Below are 22,631 nucleotides of genomic sequence, written 5' to 3'. Positions count from 1 at the left end.
TTGATGTTTGAGAGAGCGACAGGTTATGGACAATTTTGTACATCCTAATTTTCACTGGAAATACTCAACAATAATCTAGACATCCAGGATAAGAAAAAACTAGATGACCTCGAGTTTTTGGAGGAATATCCTAATATCTGTCCTGAAGGGCTCCTCCGCCCTTCTGAGCTCTTCTTGCAGGAGACGAAGGAAATCCTGCATGTCCCTTGACTTCTCCCAAAGGTTTCTCACAAGGCTTTTCAGCCTGTCGTAGTACTCAACGTAAGGCCTGGCTTCAAAGAGTGCCTCATCTATAAGCTTTTCAGCGTTATCCATAATGCCATCACCTCCACAGCCCCCTCAAAACGTAGTACCACATCTTCTGCTCGTCCTCGGCACGGCCCATGATCAGCAGGTACCTCAAGATGGCGACGTTAACGAAGAGCAGGAGGATCAGCATGATGTCGTACGCCGGGACAGCCGTACTCAGGAAGGCAAAGTAGTCCCATAGGAAGTGAAGGAACATAGCTGTCAGAAGAAATCCCCCAGCCGAATCTACCTTTCCCTCTGCCACTAGCCCATAGCCGACGCCAACTATAGCACTCCAGGTCCCATGGGCAAAGGGCGTTAAGAACGCCCTGAATACCGTGACTTGAAGCCCATAACCGAGCCCGTAGAGGAGATTCTCGGTTGCCGCAAAGCCAAGGCCAGCCGCTACACCGTAGACAACGCCGTCCATTATGCCGTCCATCTGGCCAGCCCTGAAGGGGAACAGAATAGCAAGGGCCTTGGAAGGTTCTTCGACTACACCGGCAACCAGAGCCATGTAGAATGCTCCAGCAGGCAGTATATAACCCCCGATACCCCATCTAGGCGTTAGCAATACTTCCACTATAAAAGCCACGCCCACCGAGAGCGTTGCCCCAAGAAAGAACGTCCCTATAACGTACTTCTTGGGCTCGGGTTCAAGCCTGTCCTCATGGTAGAAGTACCACAGGAGAATCAATGCCGGGGTGTAAGCGAAAAACACCAGCTGTGTCAGCAGATTCATGCTATCACCTCGAGGTGTTCAACATCATCCCTTTTTAAGCAGTGCGCCGTAAAGTATATTTATTTCGCCGCCTTAAAATATGTTTGGTGGGGACGCGAGCATGGGCACGGAAAAGAAAGTTGTAGCTCTCACCCTTGGATTCTTCACTACTATTCTTCTACTTGGCATATTCTGGAATGACATACTTGAAACGGCCAATCCATCCTATCCAAAGCTTCTGAACCTTTCAGTACAGAAGGGCCTGTCCAAAGAGGCCGAAACAGATGGCACGTACTTCATTGAGGGGCCCGTACTCTCGGACTGCGCCGCTGCCTACACATATGATGTCCCCGATGTTGGTGTAGTAAACGTATATGAGCTAGACGCTGAGGCGTATAAATTGCTTACCGGAAAGAACATCACTATCAACTGCTCACACTCCATGATGGATGGAACAGTAAAACTGGAGTTCGATCAGCCACTGGAATCGCTTTCGGTTTCCATATGGGTGGGGAAAACAGCATACAACGGAGAAAACGTGTGGTTTCAGCTCATTGGAACATGGCAGATAACAAAAAACCAGACTGTGATCTTCATACACCCGAATCCCAGCGAAGATTCAAAAGTCATGAGCCTCTCAGATCTAAAAAAATTCGTAGAAGAGAACGGCCTCTTTGTCGTGAAACCATAATCCTTAAAAACCAATTCTCGAACTCGGCTCGACTTGGCGGGGCGAACCCGCGGGATGTCCCCGGGAGGGGGAACCACAAACGAGGAAGAGGTGTGAAAGATGGGAATGTACAAGTACATTAGGGAAGCCTGGAAGAGCCCCAAGAAGAGCTACGTCGGTGAGCTCCTCAAGAAGAGGATGATCCAGTGGAGAAGGGACCCGGTAGTTAAGAGAATCGAGAGGCCGACAAGGCTTGACCGTGCTAGGAGTCTAGGCTACCAGGCCAAGCAGGGGTACGTCGTCGTTCGCGTGAGGGTCAGGCGCGGAGGAAGGAAGAGGCCCAGGTGGAAGGGCGGAAGGAAGCCGAGCAAGATGGGTATGGTCAAGTACTCACCAAAGAAGAGCCTCCAGTGGATTGCCGAGGAGAAGGCAGCGAGAAAGTTCCCGAACCTTGAGGTTCTCAACTCCTACTGGGTCGGAGAGGACGGTATGTACAAGTGGTTTGAGGTCATTCTCGTTGACCCGCACCACCCGGTCATAAAGAGCGACCCGAAGATAGCCTGGATAGCCGGCAAGGCCCACAAGGGTAGGGTCTTTAGAGGACTTACCAGCGCTGGAAAGAGGAGCCGCGGCCTGCTGAACAAGGGCAAGGGCGCCGAAAAGATAAGGCCCAGCATAAGGGCCAACAAGGGCAAGGGCAAGTGAAGGCTCTGCTTCCATTCCATTTCTCTCAACTGGAATCCTCGTTTTGGCCAACTTTTTAAACCCTTTAGCGGTTCAATTCTTCGGTGAGAGTAATGGCAGAGATAAGGGCACACCACGTTAGGCTCACCACTTTCATCCAGGCGACCGAGGACGAGGACAAGGTTCTCGAGGCGATAGCGGCCTTTATTCCTGAGGAGATAGACGAGGAAGACATTATTTTCGACGTCGTTGAGACGGAAGGGTACTTCGGCAACCCAATCAAGGTCGTCAACGTCGAGATAAAAAGGAGCAAGGCAGTAAGAGCTTTTCTCAAACACTTCAAGGAACTGCTGAGCGATGAAGACAAGAGGTACCTCCTCGACCACCTCGATGAGAAGGTTGATGAAGAGGGAACCCTCTACGTCCGTTTCAACAAGCAGAAGGCATATCTTGGCGAGGCGGAAGTTGACGAAGGCCCCGACGTGATACAGGTCAGGATAAAGGTCAAAGCCTTTCCTATGAGAAAAGAGGCCGTCGTTAAAGCCGTTAGGGAGTGGCTGGAGGAATGAGCGCAGAGCAAATAAGTGAAGCAGAGGAGCTTTCATTCTCGCGGGACTACTTCGTCGAGATGGACGTGAGGAGTGGGGAAGCCTACGAACTCGCGAGCGAGTGGTTCGACGAAGTGGTCTTCACTAAAAAGCTCGTCCTTGAAAGCTCTCCCGATTGGGGCGCGCTCAAGGAAGAGCTGAAGGCCCTCCGTGAGACCTACGGCAAAGTTGCCCTCCTGATCGTTACCAAAAAGCCGAGCCTCATTCGGGAAGTCAAAAACAGAAATCTCCGTGCTTTAATCTACGTTCAGGGCGGCGACATGCGAGTGAACCGTGCCGCTCTTGAAACAGGCGTCGATGCTCTGATAAGCCCCTGGCTCGGGAGGAAGGATCCGGGCTTTGATCACATCTTAGCGGGAATAGCCGCGAGGAGAGGGGTTGCGGTGGGGTTTTCCCTTTCACCGCTCCTGAGGATCAACTCCTACGAGAGGGTTCAACTCCTCCGTTTCATGACCAAGACGTGGCAGCTCGTGAGGAAGTACGACGTTCCGCGCTTTATAACGAGTTCCGCCGAGAGTAAGTGGGAAGTTCGCGGGCCGAGGGATTTGATGAGTTTAGGGATAAACCTGGGAATGGACATCCCCGAAGCGAGGGCGAGTTTGAACTTCCATCCGAGGAGGATTCTAAGAAAGCTGGAGTAAGGAAAAAGCAAAGCTCACTCCTCTAAGGCCGGGAAGTAGTCCGGCTCGTAGTCCTTGAGCTTTCCATTTAAGTAGTCCTCGTAGCCCTGGAGGTCGAGGAAGCCGTGCCCGCTGAGGTTGAAGAGTATTACCTCTTCCTTCCCTTCCTCCTTGGCTTTCAGGGCCCTGTCTATTGCTCCTTTTATCGCGTGGGCGCTCTCCGGAGCGGGTATTATACCCTCGGTCTTCGCGAACAGCTCGGCCGCCTGAAAGACCTCGTTCTGGTGGTAGGCGACTGGTTTGACGATTCCGTGGTTTATCAGAACGCTCAGTGTCGGCGCTAAGCCGTGGTAGCGTAAACCACCGGCATGAATCGGCGGGACGCAGTAGGTGTGACCGAGGGTGTGCATCTTCATCTTTGGAGTGTAGCCGCCAGAATCGCCGTAGTCGTACTTGTAGACACCGCGCGTCATGCTTGGCGTGGCCCTTGGCTCGACCGCTATGAACTCGTAGTCGGCTTTGCCCCCGAGGACGTCCTTCACGAACGGATAAGCTAAGCCGGCAAAGTTGCTCCCGCCGCCGACGCAGCCGATTATAACGTCCGGCCCCTCGAACTCCTTCATCTGCTCTTTGGCTTCCAGCCCTATGACCGTCTGGTGCATGAGAACGTGGTTCAGCACGCTTCCGAGGGCGTAGCGGGCCTTCTCATCCCCCAAAACGTCTTCGATGGCCTCACTTATCGCTATACCCAAGCCACCGGGGTGGTTCGGATCCTCGGCTAAAAACTTCCTTCCTATCTCTGTCCTGTCACTCGGACTTGGATAGATTTCGGCACCGTAGAGGCGCATTATCGTCTTCCTGTATGGCTTCTGCTGGTAGCTCGCCCTCGCCATGTAGACCCTGACCTTCAGGCCAAGGAGCGCTCCTGCTAAGCTCAAGGCAGTTCCCCACTGGCCGGCTCCCGTCTCTGTGACGAGCCTCTCGATTCCCTGCTCTTTGGCATAATAGGCCTGTGCCAATGCCGTGTTTATCTTGTGGCTCCCCGTCACGGTTGCTCCTTCATACTTGAAGTAAATCCTGGCTGGAGTTCCGAGGACCTTCTCAAGGTTGGTGGCCCGGAAAAGCGGCGTTGGCCTTCCAATCTTGGCGTAAAGTTCCCTGACCTTCTTTGGAATCTCAATGTAGCGCTCGTTGCTCATCTCTTGCTTAACCAACTCTGCCGCGAAAATCCTCAGAAGCTTCTCAGGCTCCATTGGCTCGTCCGTCTCCGGGTCGAGGGGAGGCGCCAGAGGCTCTGGCAGGTCTGGCAGGATGTTGTACCACTTCTTTGGAATCTTCGAATCGGGAAGAACAGCTTTCATTCTAACACCTCCTTTTCAAGAACCTCCACACTAACCGTCTCAACAAATCCCAAAAGCGAGGGAATAATTAGCGTGAGGGCTAAGCCAAGTTCAAGTGGGAGAACGGCCCGACCAAAAACGGTCCCCCCTTTCAATCATGCCAAAAGCAATCCCGTCCTAAAATTAGTGGACTAACCACGTTATTCACGAAACCCTTACAGGGGCCAAAAACACTCACTTCTGCATATCATGGGGCATCGGACATAGGGGAAGTGCATACCTTATAGGGTTTTCGGCCAGTGCCTTGAAGATCTGACGAACTTTCTTCGGTATTCGCTTTGAAATCGTCACTAGTCCAAAGATTGGGCTTACGGCCCCACTGCCACCAGCCGTGCTTCGTGACTAGGGGGCCACGCCGAGACTCGTGGGCACATCAGAAAAGCCGCGAGCTAAAACCTTCTCACCCGCGATTGAACGAACTCATCAACAGCCCTGCAATCTCCCCTGGCAGATACAACCGCGAGGCCACCAGCTATTCTCACCTCTGCGATGTAAACGCAGTGGTTTCCCTTTCTCATCAGGGCCTCTCGAACCACGCTTTCCCGTGATCCGAAGTCACTGGGGGCCTCCATATAACCATTTTCCAGGGCATTTTGAACCCCGTTGAGGTATGCTCCATCAGCATTCTCTGCAGGTCTCCTCAGGATGATAGGGTAGCTGGTTACTGGCATTCTAACCTCCAGATTTTTCCAGGCCATTCCGGAGACGTGGACGACTTTTCCGGCAGGTTCCACGAGGTAGGAGCAGGACTGTGAAACGTCGGCGCTCCCGTTGAGTGGCCAGAGGCTGCCCTCGACGCCCCAGCATCCGGTTTCGAGATGGAGCCCCGAGACGAGGTTCAGGCTTGTTGCCCGAGGTGGAGCCAGCAAGATTGCGATTAAGATGGCAAGAATCCCGAAGGGGACGAGCATCCTGGGTTTCCGTGAGTAGTACCGCCTGAACGTGACAACCGGAAGGAGAAACGCCAGGACGAACGTCGCAAGCCCCAGCGGGCGGTTGAGCTGGACGGCTATCCACGCAAAGAATGAGATGACTGCTGACATTAGCACCGATAGGGGCAGCTTCCAGCCCATGGTTTCATCCCCCTCTGAAGTACGGCATTCCACTTAAAAGCCTCTCCACGGCTTCAAACCCGGTTGAAGCATTTCCGGAAAGGTTATTAGTGGGGGAGGCGTAGGAATCCTGATGAGGCATGCTCCGGCTTGAGGTCAACTGCGACGAGGATGAGGGGGAGAGGGTAGAGGAAGTCCTGAGGAAGTGGAACGTGCAGTACTACACCGAGGAGGTTCGGAGCAACGGGAAAAAAGTTCTGCGCTTCACCGCCCTCGTTCCGGAGTTCGTCATAAACGACATAGCAGACGACCTCATGAAGGCTATAGACCTTCGAAAGGGCTACTCTTCAATAACCTGGGCGTCAGTGAGCGGAAAATCCGTCAAATACTCCAGCTCCGTCAAGTCGCTGGCCAAGTACAAGCGCCGCTGGACGCTCGCAGATATAGAGGGCCTAATCGAGAACGCCAACAACCAGGCCCGCGTTGACCCTATTCAGCTCACACTCGGCGCAGTCGCGTCGATCATAGCGCTCTTCGGCCTTATACAAGACAGCATAGTCATGATAATCTCCGCGATGCTGCTCTCGCCAATACTTGGCCCACTCTACGGTTTCTCCATCAACATCGTCATGGGCAAAGGCAGGGACGCGGTGGGTGCCGTCTACTCCATCCTCAAGCTCCTCGGGGTCATCTTTGCATCAGCCCTCATAGTTTCTCTCCTCCTGAAGGTCTTCGGGGTTATGCCGGGAGAGCCGACCCACGAGATACTCATCCGCGGCCAGTCCGGCATTGTCTACATACTCTTGGCCATCATTCTTGGCTACGCCGGGATAGTGGCGATAGTGAGCAGGATTCCGGAGATACTGGCCGGCGTCTCGATAGCGGCGGCGCTGGTTCCGCCAACGACCGTGATAGGAATCTCACTTGCGATGGGCTGGTGGGGAATCTTTAAGGGCTCTCTCGTCCTCACCCTGGAGAACATCCTTGGCCTGTTGACAGGCTCCCTGCTGGGCCTCTACGTCCTCAACGTCTCCCCCAGGAGCTACTACGAGAAGAGGGCGGCGAAAATATACACAAAGAGGACGATGGCGGTGCTCGCGCTGATGATCTTTGCACTCGTCCTGCTGGAGCTGGTCGTTTAGGCAGCCTCGGTCTGGTCGTAGACCGACCTGCCGTGCATATGTTTCATAAGGATGTCATAGAGGAATTCCTTTAGCTCGGGGCTCATCTCATCGTACACTATCCCCGGTTTTGGAAGGTTCTCTTCCTTAACAGCCTTGATGAGATCCTTGACTCCAGGTAAAGTGAGTTTTATGAGTTCCTCTACCAGCTCCGGATACTCATCTTCATCGATCTCCTCCTCACTTTCGAAAGCTAGGTAGACAACGGTGTCCCCGATTTGGAGCATTAAGACCATCTCATTCTCGGTCACGTCGAAAAGGGAGAAGTTGTAAGCTGGCCTCTTTTCATGGGTCACAAGTACACCGACCAGTCGGAGACCGGTCTCTTCTGGATCCACAGCCGAGAGCAGACCCATGAGCGCCTCCCGGACTTTTTTCATATGCCCACCAGTAGGAATGAAAATGCTGGCCAATAAAAGTGTTTTGGATGTAAACTACGTTTCCTGTGTACCGATTAAAACTCTAAGGCTTAGTATTTCTCTCAAAGATCAAACGAGTAACGACCAGGCCGAAAAACTCATAAACAGCCCGCTAAATTAGGGTTCAGCAGGGAGGTGATAGAGGATGAAACCAGTACCATTCATGGCAGCACTCCTGGTCATCGTTGCAATGACTATGCCGTGGTTCACCCCTGAGTCAAAGAACCCAGAGGTGCAGATGTTCGGGATAACCTCGCTCGAAAGGAGTTCCGCGGAAGAGAGTAACCAGGGGTTGAGCTTTGTCGATATCGTCAGGGATGTCTATCTCAAAAAGGACGTCCTCAAGCAGGATCTTATGATCGGTGGGAATAAGGGAGTATCGAATATATTCCTCTCACTTGTTGCGTTTCCCCTCATCATCCTGGGAGCATTTATAGGTCTGTTTAAAGGTAAATTCGGCCATGCGATAGGCTTGATCGGGATGGTGATCTTCACGCTCTCCCTAGTGTACGGGAGCGGCGAGGAGGTAAGCCTTAGAATAGGATTCGGCTATCTGCTTGCGTGGGTTGGCTTCTCGGTGGGACTGGTATCGGCTGTGGTCTCAAAATAGTCCCAAACCCCGCTTTTCTGGATCAAAAAAGAAAAAGAGCGGATCACTCCTCGACAACGTATACCGGCACCTTGCCGTGCGGGATGCCGTACTTCTTGCCGTACCACTCGCTGAGGACATACCAAGCGGCCACTAGGAGCACTATTCCCAGAGGCAGAAGAATGACCCAGCTCCTGACCCCGAGGCCAAAGAGCACGTAGAGCACCGCGCCTATTGCTGCAACCGTGAAGGCGTATGGAATCTGCGTTGTAACGTGGTCTATGTGGTCGGAACCGCTGAACATGGAGCTCATGATGGTTGTATCGCTTATAGGCGAGCAGTGGTCGCCAAAGATCGAACCGGTGAAAGTAGCGCCGATGGTGGCAAAGACTATCTCGTTGACCTGGCCGTTGGTGAAAGCAAGGCTGAGCTGGACGCCGAGGGGAACCATTATTGCGAAGGTACCCCAGCTGGTTCCAGTGGTGAAGGCCACGAACATTGCTGCGAGGAACATTATCAGCGGCATCCACGGGCCGAGGTTGGCACCGGAGCTCGTGGCAAGGTTGATTATGTAGGTGCCGGTTCCAACGGTTTCGGCTGCTGTTCCAAGGCTCCAGGCGAGAACTAAGATGGTGTTGGCAAAGAGCATCTGCTTCATTCCCCTAATAACCGTGTCCTCCCACTCATCCACGGTCATCTTTTTCTTTCCGAGGAGCATTATGCTGGCGACTAGAACCATGGTAAAGCTTCCCCACAGCAAAGCAGTTGCCGCGTCGGCCTCGCGGAATGAGTCCACAAAGCTGTAGTTGAGGAAGTTCACGCCAAACGGGTTCTCCAAATCGGTCCACCAATCCAAGTCCTGGCTGTAGGCGTAGAGGTTCGCCGCACCGGTATACCAGAGCCCCAGCAGGGACACAACGACTAAAGATAGAATCGGTATGACGAAGTCCCAGAGGCTTCCGCCCTCTTTTGGCATGCCGAGGTCGACCTCGGTCGTCATCAGCGGTTTTGCCCCGTCGCGGAGGACTTTTCCGGTAGTCCTGGCCCGGTACTCGGCCTTGAGCATCGGACCGTAGTGCCTGTGGGTGTAGGCGACGATGAAAACGAGGATTATGGCCAGTATCGAGTAGAACCTGAAGGGAACGCTTGAGAGCCACGCGTCGTAGGAGTTGTAGGTCACTTTAGCGCCGTCAAAACCCCTTCCTATCATAGCCAGCTCGTAGCCGATCCAGGTCGAGATAAATGCCAGTCCCGCAACTGGAGCGGCGGTTGAATCATCTATGTAGGCCAGCATCTCCCTAGAAACCCTGGTCCTGTCTGTTATCGGCCTCATCGTGTTTCCGACTATGATTGTGTTGGTGTAATCGTCGAAGAAAACCAGAATTCCCATGAGCCATCCGAGAACGGAGGCACCTCTGCTGGTCTTCACCCGCTTGGAGAGCGCCCTGGCCAGGGCATGGACTCCACCGGACTTGTAGACCAATCCAACTCCCGCACCTATGAGGAAGTCGAATACCAGTATCCTGGCGTTCCAGTCATTCGTCACGCTGCCAACTACCCACTCTAGGCTCTGGGTGGTTCCAGTTATAGGGTTCCATCCCTCCACCATTAAGCCACCAATCCAGACTCCAGCGAACAGAGCCAGTATAACTCTCTTCGTCCATATCGCTAGAATAATTGCCACCAACGGCGGCAACAAGGACAGTATACCAAAGTCCGACATGCTTTCACCTCCAGAGGGGTTTTATCCCAACAATAATCGAGGAAATATAAATTTTTCGGAAATAATTTTGGCGTTTTTGCAGTTCTTCGAAAATACCGTTGCTCTTCCCTGTATTTTACTGACCCCAGTTCTGCCTTTCGGTGATGATTATGCCTCACTGGCATTATAGATACTCTCAAGTACAATAATGCTCACTACTACCATAAAAACCTTTCCCAGAAAAGCTTTAGATAAATTCGATATGGGCTTTTAAAAACGCCAGATGTTTTTCCACACATCCGAAAAAGTAATTGAAACGTGAAGGGAGATTCATGGAGAAGAGTCTATAAGTTCCTTAAGCTTCATGAAGTCCTTTCTGAGCTCCTCCCTTATCGGCGGCTTGTAAAGGGCTGCAGCCGGGTGGTAGGTCGGCATAATGATGACTTTCCCGAAGAGCGTGTAGGCTTCAAAGGTCTTTCCGTGGATCTTGCTTATCGGCTCTGGCTCAAATCCGAACTTTCTCAGGATGTAGTTCATCGAATGCCTGCCAAGCGGAACGATGACCTTCGGCCGGATTATGTCTATCTGCATGTCGAGGTAGGGCGAGCAGGCTTTAATTTCTTCCTCCGTCGGGTCTCGGTTGTTTGGTGGGCGGCACTTGACGATATTGGTTATGTAAACTTCCTCTCTGGTAAGCCCAATCTCAGCCAAAAGCTCGTCGAGCACCTTTCCTGCCCTGCCGACGAAAGGAAGCCCCTTTTGGTCCTCCCAGTAGCCCGGTGCTTCCCCGACAAACATCACTTTGGCGTCGTAGCTTCCAGAACCGGGGACTGCATTGGTTCTGAGCTGACCCAGTGGGCATTTCTGACAGTTTCTGATCTTTTCCTCAAGTTTTTTCATTAGTTCTTCTTTACCCATATGCATCACGTTAACGTCCTCTGGCCGAGATACGCTTTAAGAAATTCACTCCAGGCGGTGTAGTAGCCCTTCTCGTATTCATCCCTAAAGTCTTGGGTTGCCATCTCAGAGTAAAGTTCCAAGAGCTCTTTTGCCTTTACCCTATCATGGCTGTTGAGGAGTTGGACTATTAACGAGTCGGTGTCGTTGTCCTTTATTGCGTTCATTATTCCCTCAACGGCCCTAGAGTAGCCTTTTCCCCAGTCGTCGCTTCCAACCATCTTGATAAGTTTCTCCATGTGGTTCTTTGCCTTAGTTAGGTCCCTCCTCATTATGGCCCTCACGAACATCTCCATTCTCATGTCCCTGGCCGGCATTCAACCACCGGCAATACTTTTCTGGTTCCCTTTTAACCTTAACCTGCAGATTTCTCACTTTGCCCCATACCTATGAAGGAAAATCTTCATATTTACGCAAAAGCTTTTATACTTCTGGATGGAACCACAACCAGAAGTATAAGTTGTTGAAACGGGTGATAGACATGGCTGAAAATCTTGGTGAAATCCCCAGTGGCGAAAAAGAGTTTGCGGAATCAACTAAGAGAGTCAGGGATATAGTGGAGTTCCCTGAGATAAGCGAGGAGGAATTCCACGCACTTCTCAAGAAAGCCAGCAGGGCCTATGGCGGTGATCTTCCCCACAGGACGTACTCGCTCTGCCCTGAGACGAGGAGAGTCGTCCCTGCCCTTGTGTGGGAAAAGGATGGCAAGGTATGGATAACCAAGAAGTGCCCGGAGGGAATGATAACTGATCTCTATTATGAAGACGTTGAGATGTACTACCGCTTTAAGAAGTGGCTCTGGCCGGAGAAAGAACTCTTCAGTGCAAACGTTGAAAACACGGGTGTTAACTGTCCCCTGGACTGCGGTCTCTGCCCGAGGCACCGCTCACATACAAGTTTACTTAACATCGTCCTCACCAACCGCTGCAACCTGAGCTGCTGGTACTGCTTCTTCTACGCCAGAGAGGGCCAGCCGATATACGAGCCAACGCTTGAGCAGATACGCATGATGCTCAGAAATGCCAAGAAGGAGCACCCGATAGGTGCTAACGCTGTCCAGTTCACGGGCGGTGAACCCACCCTTAGGGAGGATCTCATCGAGATAATCAAAATCGCCAAGGAGGAAGGCTACGACCACGTTCAGCTCAACACCGACGGTATAAAGCTTGCCTTTGATCCGGAACTCGTCAAGAAGATACGCGAGGCCGGAACCAACACCCTCTACCTGAGCTACGACGGAATGACCCCGCAGACAAACTGGAAGAACCACTGGGAAATCCCGCTCATCTTTGAGAACGTGAGGAAGGCCGGCGGACCTGGAATAGTTCTCGTGCCGACGACCATAAGGAACGTCAACGACCACGAACTTGGGGCCATAATCAACTTCGGCCTCAACCACCTCGACATCGTCCGCGGTGTGAACTTCCAGCCGATTTCCCAGGTCGGAAGGGTTCCGAAGAAGGAGCGCCAGCGCTTTAGGATAACAATACCCGGCGCCATCAAGAGGATTGAGGAGCAGACCAACGGTGCCATCGCGAAGGAAGACTGGTACCCGATTCCGATAGCAGGCCATATAGCCAGGTTCTTTGAGGCCTTCACAGGAAGCAGATACTACATGACCAGCCACTTTGGATGCGGTGCGGCAACCTACGTCTTCCTCGACCGGGAGAACAAGCGCGTCGTTCCAATCCCGAGGTTCATAGACGTTGAGGGCTTCGTTGAGTACCTTGAGAGCAAGGCAGAGGAGATAGAGCAGTGGAAGACCATGGGCAAGCTCAGGAAGCTCAAACTTGGTGCAGAGATATTCATGAAGTTCAAGAGCTTCTACGACGACAAGTACGCCCCGAAGGGCATCAGCGTCCTAGACCTCATAAAGAACGCGTTCATGCACGGCAACTACGATGCCCTTGGAAAGTTCCACGAGAACGCGCTCTTCGTGGGCATGATGCACTTCATGGACGAGTACAACTACGACGTTGAGAGGGTTGAGCGCTGTGTCATCCACTACGCGATGCCCGACGGAAGAATCGTCCCGTTCTGTACCTTCAACGTGATTCCGGAGCTTTACCGCGACAAGGTCCAAGCTCAGTTCAGCTACACCTGGGACGAGTGGAAGGCCCTTCACCCGGACTGGGACTACAAGAAGGACAAGTACTTCAGGAGCAAGGAGTTCGTTGAAAAGATGAGGAACAGCGAGCTCTACAGGAAGACCTACATCGACATCGAGGACTACTTCGGCCTGAACAAGGGGTGATGAAGATGACGACGGAGAGGGTCTTCAACAAAAAGCTCACGAGACTCAACTTCAAGTTCGGGAACATCAACTGGGAGAAGGCCACGATAAAGCAGTACGAGCTTGAGAAAGAACTCGGCGTCTGGAGGATATTCCTCAACGGCTACGCCAAGAACGGTTTCGTTGTCTTTGACGAGGAAACCATCTCCCGAGAGAAAATCATGGAGGTCCTCCATGAGCTTGAGCCAGTAATAGTGGAGGAAAAGGAACTCACAGTGAGCGAGCTCATAGAGTCCAGCTATTCATGGAACAACATCTTTGGAAAAATGGAATCATAAAGAGAGCTCAGCGGAGCTCCACCCTTACCTTTCCCTTCTTCTCTAGTTTTTCAAGCTCGAAGCTCACTATCCCGCTGAAGGAACTAAGGTCGAGGATGTTTTTGCCCGCCTTGAGTTCGAAGGTTTCAACCGTCGCTTCTCCCGCTGGAAGCGAGAGGTCGTACTCGTAAACGGTCAGTCTGTTGTCCCCGCTGAGGTAGAAGAGGGCTCTCGGATCGCGGTAGCCGTCGAGGGGAAAGCCACCGAAGGTTCCGGCGCCAAGCTCTTTCGCCATGCTCGGCAGTGCCAGCGGTAGGGAGAAGCTCACCGCGGGGGGCCTTTCCTGAAGTATCTTCTCGTCGAGAATCACGATGTCCCTGTTGCCGGTGTCGAAGGGCGTCGCCTCCCTAGCGCCGGTGTTTGGTGCGCTGTTAGTGGCAACAAGAAGCTTCCCGCCCATCTTCTCGATGCTGGTAACCCTCGCCCCAAAGGCTCCGACTATCTTGACCATAGGGGGAGCGATGTAAACCAGAACGCTCGGGCCAGCTATCGTGTTCGTGCTTGTCCAGCCGATTCCAGAATCGTTTGAATCCGGCCTGTAAACTGCGTCGTGGTGGGCGTTGAATGCCGTTAAAATTCCCCCGCCGACGTTGATAGCGTTCACCCTGAAGGGCGCGTAGAAGGTGTAGAAGTCGAAGAGGCGGTAAAAGCTGAACTCCTCACCCATGAACGGGTTTCCGGCGAGGATTCCACCGCGGACAAAGGCGAAAGCGCGGTTGTAGGCTGAACTCATAGCCCCGAGCTCCGGCCGTATGTAGGGCCTTCCATCGGCGCTTTCACCGGGTTTGAAGGTTTCCCACTTTCCGCTTATTAAATCCAGCGCCATGAACTCCCTCAGCCCTTCCGTGAAGTTGTTCCCGATTCCGAAGAAGGCGGTATCGTGCACCCTGGTTCCCTTTGGAGACGGCTCGTGGATTAGGGCCTCGGCCCTCCCGGTTTTTCTGTCGAGGGAGTAAACGCCGAGGTTCGCGTGGCCGTCCTCCCTCGCGAGCAAAAGTCTATCGCCGTAGGGGTCGTAGATTATATCGCTCACCTCACCGGCCCAGTCGGTCTCGTGGTGGATGGAGTCCTTCCATAGGAGCTTTACCGAGCCTTCTTCGGTGTCGTAGGCGTGAACGTGGGAATACTTGTTGTTGAAGAGTATCCTCCGGTCTTCCCTGTAAACGGCCGGGGCGTGAACCCAGCCGCCGAAGTAAATGAACTCGTCAACCGTCTCGACCGCGTTGTAGGTGTCGCCGCCGCTCGTTGGGGCCTCACCGAGGAGCGTGAAGTCGTAGGTCTTCTCTTCACCGCTACTAACGTCGATGAAGTGAGCCTCCGCCTCGAAGGCGAGGGTAAAGTAAAGCGTCCCGTTGTGGTACCTCAGCCCGAATATTCCCCCACTGCCCCATTCGGGGCCGTATCTGCCGGGAAAGAGGTAGTTTCTAAGGAACATGATATCACCGCTGGTGTTACGTGCTTGGGGTTTATTGCCCTTTCGGGAAGCTTTTATACTTCAAGGTCATAATTGGAATCATGAAGCCCTACCGCGGACTGGCGATAATCTTCGGCTTCTACGCACTGGGCGAGTTCACGAGCTCGGCCTTGGACCTTCCCATTCCTGGAAGCGTGCTGGGGATGCTCTACCTACTCGCCGCCCTGCTCGGCGGCGCGGTGAAGCTCGACTGGGTGGAGAACGATGCCGAGCTATTCGTGAGGAATATGAGCATCATGTTCGTGCCGCCAGGGGTTGGGATAATCACATATATCGGCCTGCTGAAGAGCCAGGCGGTTCCGGTCTTCGGTGCGCTGATAATCAGCTTCCTGATAACACTCCTCGTCACCGCGAAGATCGTCGAGTTGCTGAGGGGTGGGAAGGAATGAACCCCTACGGAATAGCGCTCACATTAGTGGTCTTCTATGCTTTCTCAGAGGTTCACCAAAGGAAAAGGGCCTTCTACACAAACCCCGTTCTGCTCTCGATAACCACGATAGCGGTTCTTCTGTGGGCGGGTGGATACTCATACGAGTCCTACATGGAGAGCGCGGCTATACTCAAGTTCCTCCTTGGGCCAGCAGTGGTGAGTCTCGCGGTTCCCGTCTACAAGGGTAGGGAGACGATAAAAGCCTACGCGCGCGAGATAACCGCTGGGATAGTCATCGGCGGAATGGTTGCGATTCTGAGCGCCTTCTACACCGCGGAGCTCTTCGGCGGAACGGAGGAAGTCCTCCTCAGCATGGCCCCGAAGAGCGTGACCACGGCGATAGCGATAGGGATAAGTGAGAAGATAGGCGGAATCCCGGCGCTAACAGCGGTTTTGGTCATTCTGACGGGGATACTAGGCAACGCGGTCGGAGTTGAACTCCTGAACGCGGCAGGGGTTAGGGACAGAATAGCAAAGGGGCTTGCGATGGGCGTTACCTCGCACGGCCTTGGCACAGCCAGAATAATCCTCGATGATGAACTGGCGGGAGCGGTGAGTGGTTTAGCCATGGCCCTAAACGGGGTCTTCACCTCACTCCTTCTTCCCTACCTCATCGAAGTCCTCAAGTAAGCACTCGCTTATCCTAAGCCGGTCTCTGGCGTCGAGGAAGAGCGTGAAGTCCCTTTTGGCGAGCCTGTCCTCGACGGGAGCGTGCTCCACGAGGAAAGCTATTATCTCGGCAGTGCTGTAGGGGACCTTAACCCCGAGCTCGTCGGCCTTCTTAAACAGCTTTTCCGGTACGGTGAAGATGTCCTCACCGGCTTTGACTTCGAGGCTTATCTTCGAGTTAATCTGCTCCCAGAGCAATAGCGTATTTCGGGCCTTTTCTATCTTCTCAAGTGCCCGTCTCTCGAGGATGCTCACGTTTGCCCTGCTCGTACCCAGCATCTCGGCAATCTCACTCTGCTTCAGGCCCTTCGCGCGGAGACGAAGGATCCGAATCTGCTGTTCCGTTAAGAAAGTTTTCATCTTGAACACCATAGTTTAACAATTCAAAGATTATTAAAAACTTTTTTGACGTAGATGACGTCGAAAAATTTATATGCTATTATCTCCTTCTAGAGCCGGTGCCCCGGTAGCCTAGCCTGGCGGGGCGGCGGACTTGTAATCCGCAGGTCGCGGGTTCAAATCCCGCCCGGGGCTCCAGCCAAAACTATTTTAACCCGATAGACTCTACCATTCTTGTCCGATGATTGAAACGAGAGTGAGCTGAAGGGTGATGACCGACTTCTCGCTGAGGACGGCACTTTTCCATTTAACTACTTCAATGCCCCACTATGAGCTTTAATGTATAAAAAATTCTCGATGCACATCACTTCTTTTGGCCGAATATTTAACGAGAAAGGTTCTTTTTCCAGAAAATTTCAGTAATTCACTTTTTGTTTTAAACAGACCGTTTTCCTGCCCGTTTATCGAAAGGTTTATATATGCAAACGCCTAAGGTAACCTCGCAGATTACCGAAATTTGAGGTGGTAAGAATGGTCGAGATTGACCCCTTTGAGATGGCAGTTCAGCAGCTTGAGAGGGCTGCCCAGTTCATGGACATAAGTGAAGAGGCCCTTGAATGGCTCAAGAGGCCCATGAGGATTGTTGAGGTTAGCGTTCCCGTCGAGATGGACGACGGTTCTGTCAAGGTTTTCACTGGTTTCCGCGTTCAGCACAATTGGGCCCGCGGTCCGACCAAGGGTGGCATTCGCTGGCACCCGGCCGAGACCCTCAGCACCGTTAAGGCTTTGGCAACATGGATGACCTGGAAGGTTGCAGTCGTTGACCTCCCCTACGGTGGAGGTAAGGGTGGTATCATCGTTGACCCGAAGAAGCTCTCCGAGAGGGAGCAGGAGAGGCTTGCCCGCTCATACATAAGGGCCGTTTACGACGTCATCGGTCCATGGACCGACATTCCAGCCCCTGACGTTTACACCAACCCGAAGATCATGGCTTGGATGATGGACGAGTACGAGACCATAATGAGGCGCAAAGGCCCAGCCTTTGGTGTTATCACAGGCAAGCCGCCCGGAGTCGGTGGTATCGTCGCCAGAATGGACGCAACCGCCCGTGGTGCGGCGTTCACCATCAGAGAGGCCGCCAAGGCCCTCGGCTGGGACGACCTCAAGGGCAAGACCATAGCCATACAGGGCTACGGTAACGCAGGTTATTACCTCCACAAGATAATGAGTGAGGAGTACGGCATGAAGGTCGTCGCGGTCAGCGACAGCAAGGGTGGTATCTACAACCCCGACGGGCTCCCGCCGGCTGACGAGGTTCTCAAGTGGAAGAAGGAGCACGGCTCAGTCAAAGACATGCCCGGAACCCAGCCGATAACCAACGAGGAGCTCCTCGAGCTTGAGGTGGACATCCTTGCTCCCGCGGCAATAGAGGAGGTCATCACCGAAAAGAACGCCGACAACGTCAAGGCCAAGATCGTTGCCGAGGTTGCCAACGGACCTGTTACACCCGAGGCCGACGAGATACTCTACGAGAAGGGTATCCTCCAGATTCCGGACTTCCTCTGTAACGCCGGTGGTGTTACCGTCAGCTACTTCGAGTGGGTCCAGAACATCAACGGCTACTACTGGACGGTTGAAGAGACCAGGAAGAGGCTCGACGACAAGATGACCAAGGCCTTCTGGGACGTCTTTAACACCCACAAGGAGAAGAACATCCACATGCGTGACGCTGCCTACGTCGTCGCCGTTGGCAGGGTCTACGAGGCCATGAAGCACCGCGGATGGGTCAAGAAGTGATTTTCTCTCTTTTCTGTTTAAAATTTTGACTGAGTTTTATTTTAGTTGCGGAAGCCCTGAAGACGTGAGAAGTTACTGTCCGAAAGCTCCCCGATGGAAGTTAGATTGAGGAATGTTATCCGCTACTTTTGAAGCTTTTAAAGTAACCGTAGCGGATAGCCAGAACGGTCAGGCCTTTGTCCAGTATTCTTTCTCTTCTACCATCGCCCTTATCATCTCGTCCTCATCCTTGAACATCGTCCTCCTCGACGGGTTCTGCATACCGTAAAACTCCATGAAAGGACTCGGCCGCCTCTTGAAGGGATAGTAGAGGTATATCGCCGCAAACGTTCTGTAAGCTTCAGCCATTTCACTGATTACTCCTGCGGAAACGCCTTCTGCGTAGTGATAAACAGCTATTGCCTTGCTGACGTTCACCAGGTTAAAATCCCTCTCAACCAGCTGTCTTCTGAGGATGTCCGTGGCCTGTTCTATGTCTTCTCTGTCAAGCTCCTCAACGACATCACCATCGAGCAGGTGCTTTATCCGAATCTTTTTGATCTCTGGGTTCCGATTGACCTGGTTATCGTATTCAGCAACAACCCACCAGTCGTCCAAGGCTCCGGGATCAAGAACCGTAAAGTGCTGGCTCAGCTTGTTGTAGAAGTCTCTAACGCGGTAGTAGTACTCCTCCTCGTGACCGGTCATGGGATAGCTGAGGTAAACGAGCGGCTTTTCCTTTTCACGGAATATCAGATCCAGAAAAACCTCGGGGGGATGCCTTATGCCGAACTGAAGGATGTAGCGGACGTTGATTCCCTCTTTCTTAAGCTCGTGGACGAGAGTTTTGACGTGGTTTATGGCATCTTCACGCCACATTACCAAAGTTGTAAGCTTTATGTTGTCGGGATCCATTCCAAAGCGTTCAAACCATTCGGGATCGTTGATTATCCTCCTCCTAACGGAGAGGACATCATCAAGAACTATGATAACCCTGTCGGGTTTCAAAAGCTTGAGGTTGCTGAGGGTAAAACCAATGACGCTGCCACTTCCCCACCTGAAGAGACTCGGAGTCGAAACAAGGTGAAACCTCTTGTTGCTTTTGTCTATTTCTCGCCTGATTCTCTCGAAGGCCTCATCCCGAATCTCGTTCATTATATCCTGATGGCTTATGGCAAAGTCTAAAACGTTCTTTCTTGTTATTTTGACGCCCCTCTCCTTTCCGACCTCTTTGATGTAGTCAAAAACATGGTAGTAATTGTACTCCTTATCATCCACGCCTGTCAAAGCTTGAGTTATGTACTCATCCCTCCCGTTGAGCGGAGGGCCAGTTAACAGGATAACTTCCCTCTCCATACCAACCACCTACTCCCTTAACATAACTCTCCTTAATAACGTTGCCGGAAAAGTTTTATACAATGGTGCCAACAACTACATCAGGCTACAAAAAGCAGGGGTGAATAAAATGGTGAGAATACTTGCCTCAAAGCTCAGGGACGTTGAGCTGATAACCGACACCGGGGTAAGGCTCGGATGGGTTTACGACCTTAGCTTCGACGAAAAAAGTGGTGAATTACTGGTTATTGTGGCAGAGCCGGATGAAGACCTCGACAAGAGCGATTTCGTGGTAGATCACGAGGGGCTTCTTCTGATTCCCGTGAGCGCTGTTAGAAGCGTCGGGGAAGTAATAATCATAGACTCCAAGAAGCTGGCAGTAAAGTCCAAACTGAGGGGAATACGGAGAAAAACTGCATGACCCTCATCCCTTCTTTCCAAAATTGAGGTAGTATCGTATCCTTTCCTCAACGTCGGGGTGCTCTTTAGAGGGTAAACCCAGCTCCCTTCTGAGCCTGCGGTTCTCGGCAAGCATCCCGGAAGGCTGTATTGCCCAGACTGTTATCTTCATCTCCCACTACCGAGCCTCTCTCAGAGCCCCCTGTTCTTCAAGGCTCAGCTCCCTCCTGAGGTTCAGCATGAACTCCTTGCCCTTCTGGCCCTCTCCTCGAACTTCTCCATCACCCTGCGGACTGGGCAATCCCCGGCTAGGAGTGCCTCAGAGAGCCTTACTCCGACGAAGTCCATGGCTCACACGAACCTGCTCATCGAGTCCACGACAGCCAGAGCCCTGTAGGTGTTCTGGAAGTTTGAGATGCCGAGCTCCAAAGAACGCCTGAAACCTCCATTAGAATTCTGGAGCTGGCGTATGAACCAGATATGTCTCCTCGGGCAGGTTGGCCTTTCTCCCTGGAGCTCAAGACCTCTAGTGGCGTAGAAGGTCGGCTCAAGGTAAGGTGGCAGGCTGTAGGGAACCTCCGTAAAGCCTCCCCAGTCACCGCATAGCTCGCAGTTCCTGAAGTGTGGGCTTTTAGGGGGCCTGTAGCCGAGGGCGTAGAGGGTGTAAAGAGCCTGATAGGTCATCGTTGTTGTCGCCTGCTTCACGCCGTAGCCGTTCCCCTTCCTAAACTTCATGACGAAAGCCCTTATCACATCCCTTTCCTCCTTTGAAAAGTCATGCCCGATGGCCCTGAACGCTTTGACGACCCAGTACGTAGCTTCAAGCGGTGTCGCCGTTCCAAACTCTTCGCTCCCGCCGAGACCGACGGCGAACTTGCCTTCCACGGGATTGTACTTGGTGTAAACAATGTCAAGGTGCCCCTTGGCGATGTCCTTAGCTCCAAGTATTGCAAGGCTTTCGAGGGCCATGGCTATCGCAACAACGGCTGTCTGGGGCTGGATGGCCTTCTCAAGAAACTCGATTGTCTTTTCCTTCTCCGGGACTTCCAGTCCGAGCAGTTCGTAGGTCTTGACGGCGTAGTAGGTGTCGTTCACATTGGTGTCATTAAGGACGCTCACGAAGCAGTAGCCACCGTCCTCGTGCCTCCTTTCCTCAATATACTTGAGTGCAGAGTTAACATCAACGTATCGTCCGAGCAGGTCTAGCTTCGAGCCCATTCTACCGCCTCCAAATTTTTTAGCGGAGAACAGGCGTCATCAGCCCTTGCGGGCGGTTCGGGCTCGAAGCCCCGGGCGGACGCCATCGCCCGTTGGGATATCCAGTCGGGATTTAAAAGTTTACCTCAACCATAAAGCCACTGGCATATTTAAAAATCCTCCGGGGAAGAAGAAACGGTGGATGATATATGGTCACGTTTATACCTTTTGGCGAAAGGCCAAATAGGGAAGGCGTAGAATATGCTGCCAAGCTTTTAATTCGAGAGGGGCTGGTGGAAGAGTCCGAAGTTAAAACTGTAGAAGGAAACAAGTTGGAGACCATAGCCGGAAAAATAAACCCCGACTGTTGCTACATCACGGGCGAACATCTCGTTACCTACGCCATCCTCGAAAAGCTTAGGCCGGCTTCATTAATAAGCCTCGATGCCCATACGGATCTTCTCCACGACTACTTGGATCATGGTTCTTGGCTGGCATATGCCCTAGAGGAGAGAAAGGTCCACCGGGCGGCTGTAACCGGACCCGTGCTTATGATACCAACCAGCAAAAGGACAAAGCTGTGGACGAGGAGGGTAAGAATATATCCCGCGCTCCCCAGAACCCGGAGGTCTAACCGGGGCTGGAAAAGCTATCTAAACCTTACGAACCACGACGTTGAGGAAGTACTCGAGGATGTAAAAAGATACTTGGGAAAAGAGGTCTATATAACCGTAGACTTGGACGTACTGAGACCGGAATACCGGATTGCAAGGTTTCAGCACGGGGAACTAACGCTTGACCAGCTTTTGGATATACTCGAAGGGATCAAAGAAAAATTCAAAGTTCTGAGTTTCGACATTACCGAGATTTCAGACAGGATAAAGCGATCTAGAGCTGGCAAGAAAGCATTAATCGAAGTCTTCTCAGCGCTGAGGGGGTGATTACTTGAGGGGACCAACGGAAGAGGAGATCAAAAACGTGATAATGCCCTTAATGCTCTCGGGGGCAAAGATGCTCGACAGACACTGTCCAAAATGTGGTTCACCCCTCTTTGAGAAGGATGGGAGAGTTTTCTGCCCCGTATGTGAGTACAGGGCAAAGAAACAGAAGGAGAAGATAGATGACGTAAAAGGAATCCTCATGAAGAAACTCGTGGAGGTAACAAATTCCCTTCCGAGTGATCCGGAGGAGATGGAGAAATACTTAAGGGTTATGGAGAAAATAATAGATGTCCTGAAAAAGTACAAAGAACTGGAGGGTTGAGGATGAAGAACAGAAGGGTTCTTGAGGCTCTAAAAGATGGGCCCCTACCCGTTGAAGAAATATCTGAGAAGACAGGCCTCCCCGCCATGGAAGTGAGGAGGTACTTACTTCGCTTTGCTGAACAGGGAAAAGTCAAAAGCTTTGAGAAAGATGGGAAAATCTACTGGAAGATTAAGGAGAAGGACGAACTGGAAGAGGAGTTTAAATATGTTTGAAACCTTTTACTTTCAAATCCGTTTTGCGTTTGA

Annotated in this window: 28 protein-coding genes, 1 tRNA gene and 1 riboswitch; of the genes, 16 read left to right on the top strand and 13 right to left on the bottom strand. The window is 52.3% G+C overall.

The window, feature by feature from the left end:
* Positions 1-99 precede the first annotated feature (99 nt).
* Both A3K92_RS01700 and A3K92_RS01695 read right to left on the bottom strand, forming a co-directional pair.
* Positions 100-315, bottom strand: a complete 216-nt coding sequence (locus A3K92_RS01700; protein WP_088884622.1) for a hypothetical protein — start codon at positions 313-315, stop codon at positions 100-102.
* Positions 316-322: 7 nt separating this feature from the next.
* Positions 323-1,030 carry a PrsW family intramembrane metalloprotease gene (locus tag A3K92_RS01695; protein ID WP_088884621.1) on the bottom strand — a complete coding sequence of 236 codons (708 nt, stop codon included), beginning with the start codon at positions 1,028-1,030 and terminating at the stop codon, positions 323-325.
* A 100-nt stretch (positions 1,031-1,130) separates the two neighbouring features.
* Between A3K92_RS01695 and A3K92_RS01690 the strand changes: the two genes are divergently transcribed.
* The 4 genes from A3K92_RS01690 (at position 1,131) to A3K92_RS01675 (ending at position 3,612) form a co-directional block, all read left to right on the top strand.
* Positions 1,131-1,700 (top strand): hypothetical protein, encoded by a 570-nt coding sequence (locus A3K92_RS01690; protein ID WP_088884620.1) that lies wholly within the window; start codon positions 1,131-1,133, stop codon positions 1,698-1,700.
* Between the two features lie 99 nt (positions 1,701-1,799).
* A complete protein-coding gene (locus A3K92_RS01685) occupies positions 1,800-2,384 on the top strand; it encodes a 50S ribosomal protein L15e (protein ID WP_088884619.1) in 585 nt (194 codons plus the stop codon).
* 92 nt (positions 2,385-2,476) lie between these two features.
* Positions 2,477-2,932, top strand: a complete 456-nt coding sequence (locus A3K92_RS01680; protein ID WP_088884618.1) for an RNA-binding protein — start codon at positions 2,477-2,479, stop codon at positions 2,930-2,932.
* Complete coding sequence (locus A3K92_RS01675; RefSeq protein WP_088884617.1) at positions 2,929-3,612, top strand: Ribonuclease P protein component 3; 684 nt, start codon at positions 2,929-2,931, stop codon at positions 3,610-3,612. Before A3K92_RS01680 ends, A3K92_RS01675 begins: the two co-directional genes overlap by 4 nt.
* A 14-nt stretch (positions 3,613-3,626) precedes the next feature.
* Here A3K92_RS01675 and A3K92_RS01670 read toward each other — a convergent pair whose 3' ends face one another.
* Both A3K92_RS01670 and A3K92_RS01665 read right to left on the bottom strand, forming a co-directional pair.
* Entirely contained in the window at positions 3,627-4,952 is a 1,326-nt protein-coding gene (locus A3K92_RS01670) for a TrpB-like pyridoxal phosphate-dependent enzyme (RefSeq protein WP_088884616.1), read from the bottom strand.
* A gap of 428 nt (positions 4,953-5,380) precedes the next feature.
* Positions 5,381-6,034: a hypothetical protein gene (locus A3K92_RS01665; RefSeq protein ID WP_157722402.1), complete on the bottom strand. Its 654-nt coding sequence runs from the start codon at positions 6,032-6,034 to the stop codon at positions 5,381-5,383.
* A gap of 149 nt (positions 6,035-6,183) precedes the next feature.
* On the opposite strand from A3K92_RS01665, the gene A3K92_RS01660 reads away from it, so the two are divergent.
* On the top strand, positions 6,184-7,185 hold the full coding sequence (locus A3K92_RS01660; protein ID WP_088884614.1) for a TIGR00341 family protein: 1,002 nt from the start codon (positions 6,184-6,186) through the stop codon (positions 7,183-7,185).
* Here the strand turns inward: A3K92_RS01660 and A3K92_RS01655 are convergent.
* The gene (locus A3K92_RS01655) at positions 7,182-7,604 is read right to left on the bottom strand and encodes a hypothetical protein (protein ID WP_088884613.1); all 423 of its coding nucleotides are present in this window, start codon (positions 7,602-7,604) and stop codon (positions 7,182-7,184) included. The two genes, A3K92_RS01660 and A3K92_RS01655, sit on opposite strands and share 4 nt — an antisense overlap.
* Before the next feature lie 184 nt (positions 7,605-7,788).
* Between A3K92_RS01655 and A3K92_RS01650 the strand changes: the two genes are divergently transcribed.
* A complete protein-coding gene (locus tag A3K92_RS01650; protein ID WP_088884612.1) occupies positions 7,789-8,253 on the top strand; it encodes a LuxR family transcriptional regulator in 465 nt (154 codons plus the stop codon).
* A 43-nt stretch (positions 8,254-8,296) separates the two neighbouring features.
* On the opposite strand, the gene A3K92_RS01645 is transcribed toward A3K92_RS01650, so the two are convergent.
* The 3 genes from A3K92_RS01645 to A3K92_RS01635 form a co-directional block, all read right to left on the bottom strand.
* Complete coding sequence (locus A3K92_RS01645) at positions 8,297-9,955, bottom strand: Na+/H+ antiporter NhaC family protein (protein ID WP_088884611.1); 1,659 nt, start codon at positions 9,953-9,955, stop codon at positions 8,297-8,299.
* A gap of 309 nt (positions 9,956-10,264) precedes the next feature.
* Entirely contained in the window at positions 10,265-10,852 is a 588-nt protein-coding gene (gene udg / locus A3K92_RS01640; protein WP_088884610.1) for a type-4 uracil-DNA glycosylase, read from the bottom strand.
* Between the two features lie 5 nt (positions 10,853-10,857).
* A complete protein-coding gene (locus tag A3K92_RS01635) occupies positions 10,858-11,208 on the bottom strand; it encodes a hypothetical protein (RefSeq protein ID WP_088884609.1) in 351 nt (116 codons plus the stop codon).
* Positions 11,209-11,372: 164 nt separating this feature from the next.
* Here A3K92_RS01635 and tes point away from each other — a divergent pair, with 164 nt between their 5' ends.
* Together tes and A3K92_RS01625 are read left to right on the top strand one after the other, a co-directional pair.
* Positions 11,373-13,145 (top strand): tetraether lipid synthase Tes, encoded by a 1,773-nt coding sequence (gene tes / locus A3K92_RS01630; RefSeq protein WP_088884608.1) that lies wholly within the window; start codon positions 11,373-11,375, stop codon positions 13,143-13,145.
* Complete coding sequence (locus A3K92_RS01625; RefSeq protein ID WP_394335179.1) at positions 13,145-13,462, top strand: DUF3213 domain-containing protein; 318 nt, start codon at positions 13,145-13,147, stop codon at positions 13,460-13,462. Before tes ends, A3K92_RS01625 begins: the two co-directional genes overlap by 1 nt.
* Positions 13,463-13,469: 7 nt before the next feature.
* Here the strand turns inward: A3K92_RS01625 and A3K92_RS01620 are convergent, their stop codons facing one another.
* A complete protein-coding gene (locus A3K92_RS01620) occupies positions 13,470-14,936 on the bottom strand; it encodes a DUF2139 domain-containing protein (protein ID WP_088884606.1) in 1,467 nt (488 codons plus the stop codon).
* Between the two features lie 80 nt (positions 14,937-15,016).
* On the opposite strand from A3K92_RS01620, the gene A3K92_RS01615 reads away from it, so the two are divergent.
* A complete protein-coding gene (locus A3K92_RS01615; RefSeq protein ID WP_088886004.1) occupies positions 15,017-15,364 on the top strand; it encodes a CidA/LrgA family protein in 348 nt (115 codons plus the stop codon).
* Positions 15,361-16,035 (top strand): CidB/LrgB family autolysis modulator, encoded by a 675-nt coding sequence (locus A3K92_RS01610; protein WP_088884605.1) that lies wholly within the window; start codon positions 15,361-15,363, stop codon positions 16,033-16,035. The genes A3K92_RS01615 and A3K92_RS01610 overlap by 4 nt, the downstream gene beginning before the upstream one ends.
* Here the strand turns inward: A3K92_RS01610 and A3K92_RS01605 are convergent.
* On the bottom strand, positions 15,997-16,434 hold the full coding sequence (locus A3K92_RS01605) for a Tfx family DNA-binding protein (protein WP_088884604.1): 438 nt from the start codon (positions 16,432-16,434) through the stop codon (positions 15,997-15,999). The two genes, A3K92_RS01610 and A3K92_RS01605, sit on opposite strands and share 39 nt — an antisense overlap.
* A 100-nt stretch (positions 16,435-16,534) precedes the next feature.
* Here A3K92_RS01605 and A3K92_RS01600 point away from each other — a divergent pair.
* A tRNA-Thr gene (locus A3K92_RS01600) sits at positions 16,535-16,611 on the top strand.
* Between the two features lie 333 nt (positions 16,612-16,944).
* A complete protein-coding gene (gene gdhA, locus A3K92_RS01595; RefSeq protein WP_088884603.1) occupies positions 16,945-18,210 on the top strand; it encodes a glutamate dehydrogenase in 1,266 nt (421 codons plus the stop codon).
* A 168-nt stretch (positions 18,211-18,378) separates the two neighbouring features.
* Here the strand turns inward: gdhA and A3K92_RS01590 are convergent, their stop codons facing one another.
* On the bottom strand, positions 18,379-19,545 hold the full coding sequence (locus A3K92_RS01590; protein WP_088884602.1) for a hypothetical protein: 1,167 nt from the start codon (positions 19,543-19,545) through the stop codon (positions 18,379-18,381).
* Between the two features lie 109 nt (positions 19,546-19,654).
* Here A3K92_RS01590 and A3K92_RS01585 point away from each other — a divergent pair, with 109 nt between their 5' ends.
* Entirely contained in the window at positions 19,655-19,945 is a 291-nt protein-coding gene (locus A3K92_RS01585) for a PRC-barrel domain-containing protein (protein ID WP_088884601.1), read from the top strand.
* Between the two features lie 3 nt (positions 19,946-19,948).
* On the opposite strand, the gene A3K92_RS09370 is transcribed toward A3K92_RS01585, so the two are convergent.
* Together A3K92_RS09370 and A3K92_RS01580 are read right to left on the bottom strand one after the other, a co-directional pair.
* Positions 19,949-20,095 (bottom strand): hypothetical protein, encoded by a 147-nt coding sequence (locus tag A3K92_RS09370; RefSeq protein ID WP_157722401.1) that lies wholly within the window; start codon positions 20,093-20,095, stop codon positions 19,949-19,951.
* Between the two features lie 179 nt (positions 20,096-20,274).
* The gene (locus A3K92_RS01580; RefSeq protein ID WP_088884600.1) at positions 20,275-21,141 is read right to left on the bottom strand and encodes a prenyltransferase/squalene oxidase repeat-containing protein; all 867 of its coding nucleotides are present in this window, start codon (positions 21,139-21,141) and stop codon (positions 20,275-20,277) included.
* A 23-nt stretch (positions 21,142-21,164) separates the two neighbouring features.
* Positions 21,165-21,240: riboswitch (Fluoride riboswitch) on the bottom strand.
* A gap of 89 nt (positions 21,241-21,329) precedes the next feature.
* On the opposite strand from A3K92_RS01580, the gene A3K92_RS01575 reads away from it, so the two are divergent.
* Genes A3K92_RS01575 through A3K92_RS01565 form a run of 3 tightly spaced genes read left to right on the top strand, consistent with a single transcriptional unit; the run spans position 21,330 to position 22,598 of the window.
* Entirely contained in the window at positions 21,330-22,061 is a 732-nt protein-coding gene (locus A3K92_RS01575) for an arginase family protein (RefSeq protein WP_088884599.1), read from the top strand.
* Positions 22,062-22,065: 4 nt separating this feature from the next.
* Positions 22,066-22,383, top strand: a complete 318-nt coding sequence (locus A3K92_RS01570) for an Sjogren's syndrome/scleroderma autoantigen 1 family protein (protein ID WP_088884598.1) — start codon at positions 22,066-22,068, stop codon at positions 22,381-22,383.
* 2 nt (positions 22,384-22,385) lie between these two features.
* Positions 22,386-22,598, top strand: coding sequence for a DprA-like winged helix domain-containing protein (locus A3K92_RS01565; RefSeq protein ID WP_088884597.1), 213 nt, complete (start codon positions 22,386-22,388; stop codon positions 22,596-22,598).
* Positions 22,599-22,631 lie beyond the last annotated feature (33 nt).

It is taken from the genome of Thermococcus gorgonarius (assembly GCF_002214385.1).
Taxonomy (GTDB): Archaea; Methanobacteriota_B; Thermococci; order Thermococcales; family Thermococcaceae; genus Thermococcus; species Thermococcus gorgonarius.
This window is presented reverse-complemented; position numbering and strand designations above follow the sequence as displayed.

Excerpts from the sequence above, each read along its gene's own strand:
- A3K92_RS01700 (WP_088884622.1), bottom strand. The coding sequence starts at position 315 with ATGGATAACGCTGAAAAGCTTATAGATGAGGCACTCTTTGAAGCCAGG.
- A3K92_RS01695 (WP_088884621.1), bottom strand. The coding sequence starts at position 1,030 with ATGAATCTGCTGACACAGCTGGTGTTTTTCGCTTACACCCCGGCATTG.
- A3K92_RS01690 (WP_088884620.1), top strand. The coding sequence starts at position 1,131 with ATGGGCACGGAAAAGAAAGTTGTAGCTCTCACCCTTGGATTCTTCACT.
- A3K92_RS01685 (WP_088884619.1), top strand. The coding sequence starts at position 1,800 with ATGGGAATGTACAAGTACATTAGGGAAGCCTGGAAGAGCCCCAAGAAG.
- A3K92_RS01680 (WP_088884618.1), top strand. The coding sequence starts at position 2,477 with ATGGCAGAGATAAGGGCACACCACGTTAGGCTCACCACTTTCATCCAG.
- A3K92_RS01675 (WP_088884617.1), top strand. The coding sequence starts at position 2,929 with ATGAGCGCAGAGCAAATAAGTGAAGCAGAGGAGCTTTCATTCTCGCGG.
- A3K92_RS01670 (WP_088884616.1), bottom strand. The coding sequence starts at position 4,952 with ATGAAAGCTGTTCTTCCCGATTCGAAGATTCCAAAGAAGTGGTACAAC.
- A3K92_RS01665 (WP_157722402.1), bottom strand. The coding sequence starts at position 6,034 with ATGTCAGCAGTCATCTCATTCTTTGCGTGGATAGCCGTCCAGCTCAAC.
- A3K92_RS01660 (WP_088884614.1), top strand. The coding sequence starts at position 6,184 with ATGCTCCGGCTTGAGGTCAACTGCGACGAGGATGAGGGGGAGAGGGTA.
- A3K92_RS01655 (WP_088884613.1), bottom strand. The coding sequence starts at position 7,604 with ATGAAAAAAGTCCGGGAGGCGCTCATGGGTCTGCTCTCGGCTGTGGAT.
- A3K92_RS01650 (WP_088884612.1), top strand. The coding sequence starts at position 7,789 with ATGAAACCAGTACCATTCATGGCAGCACTCCTGGTCATCGTTGCAATG.
- A3K92_RS01645 (WP_088884611.1), bottom strand. The coding sequence starts at position 9,955 with ATGTCGGACTTTGGTATACTGTCCTTGTTGCCGCCGTTGGTGGCAATT.
- udg (WP_088884610.1), bottom strand. The coding sequence starts at position 10,852 with ATGGGTAAAGAAGAACTAATGAAAAAACTTGAGGAAAAGATCAGAAAC.
- A3K92_RS01635 (WP_088884609.1), bottom strand. The coding sequence starts at position 11,208 with ATGCCGGCCAGGGACATGAGAATGGAGATGTTCGTGAGGGCCATAATG.
- tes (WP_088884608.1), top strand. The coding sequence starts at position 11,373 with ATGGCTGAAAATCTTGGTGAAATCCCCAGTGGCGAAAAAGAGTTTGCG.
- A3K92_RS01625 (WP_394335179.1), top strand. The coding sequence starts at position 13,145 with ATGAAGATGACGACGGAGAGGGTCTTCAACAAAAAGCTCACGAGACTC.
- A3K92_RS01620 (WP_088884606.1), bottom strand. The coding sequence starts at position 14,936 with ATGTTCCTTAGAAACTACCTCTTTCCCGGCAGATACGGCCCCGAATGG.
- A3K92_RS01615 (WP_088886004.1), top strand. The coding sequence starts at position 15,017 with ATGAAGCCCTACCGCGGACTGGCGATAATCTTCGGCTTCTACGCACTG.
- A3K92_RS01610 (WP_088884605.1), top strand. The coding sequence starts at position 15,361 with ATGAACCCCTACGGAATAGCGCTCACATTAGTGGTCTTCTATGCTTTC.
- A3K92_RS01605 (WP_088884604.1), bottom strand. The coding sequence starts at position 16,434 with ATGAAAACTTTCTTAACGGAACAGCAGATTCGGATCCTTCGTCTCCGC.
- gdhA (WP_088884603.1), top strand. The coding sequence starts at position 16,945 with ATGGTCGAGATTGACCCCTTTGAGATGGCAGTTCAGCAGCTTGAGAGG.
- A3K92_RS01590 (WP_088884602.1), bottom strand. The coding sequence starts at position 19,545 with ATGGAGAGGGAAGTTATCCTGTTAACTGGCCCTCCGCTCAACGGGAGG.
- A3K92_RS01585 (WP_088884601.1), top strand. The coding sequence starts at position 19,655 with ATGGTGAGAATACTTGCCTCAAAGCTCAGGGACGTTGAGCTGATAACC.
- A3K92_RS09370 (WP_157722401.1), bottom strand. The coding sequence starts at position 20,095 with ATGAAGATAACAGTCTGGGCAATACAGCCTTCCGGGATGCTTGCCGAG.
- A3K92_RS01580 (WP_088884600.1), bottom strand. The coding sequence starts at position 21,141 with ATGGGCTCGAAGCTAGACCTGCTCGGACGATACGTTGATGTTAACTCT.
- A3K92_RS01575 (WP_088884599.1), top strand. The coding sequence starts at position 21,330 with ATGGTCACGTTTATACCTTTTGGCGAAAGGCCAAATAGGGAAGGCGTA.
- A3K92_RS01565 (WP_088884597.1), top strand. The coding sequence starts at position 22,386 with ATGAAGAACAGAAGGGTTCTTGAGGCTCTAAAAGATGGGCCCCTACCC.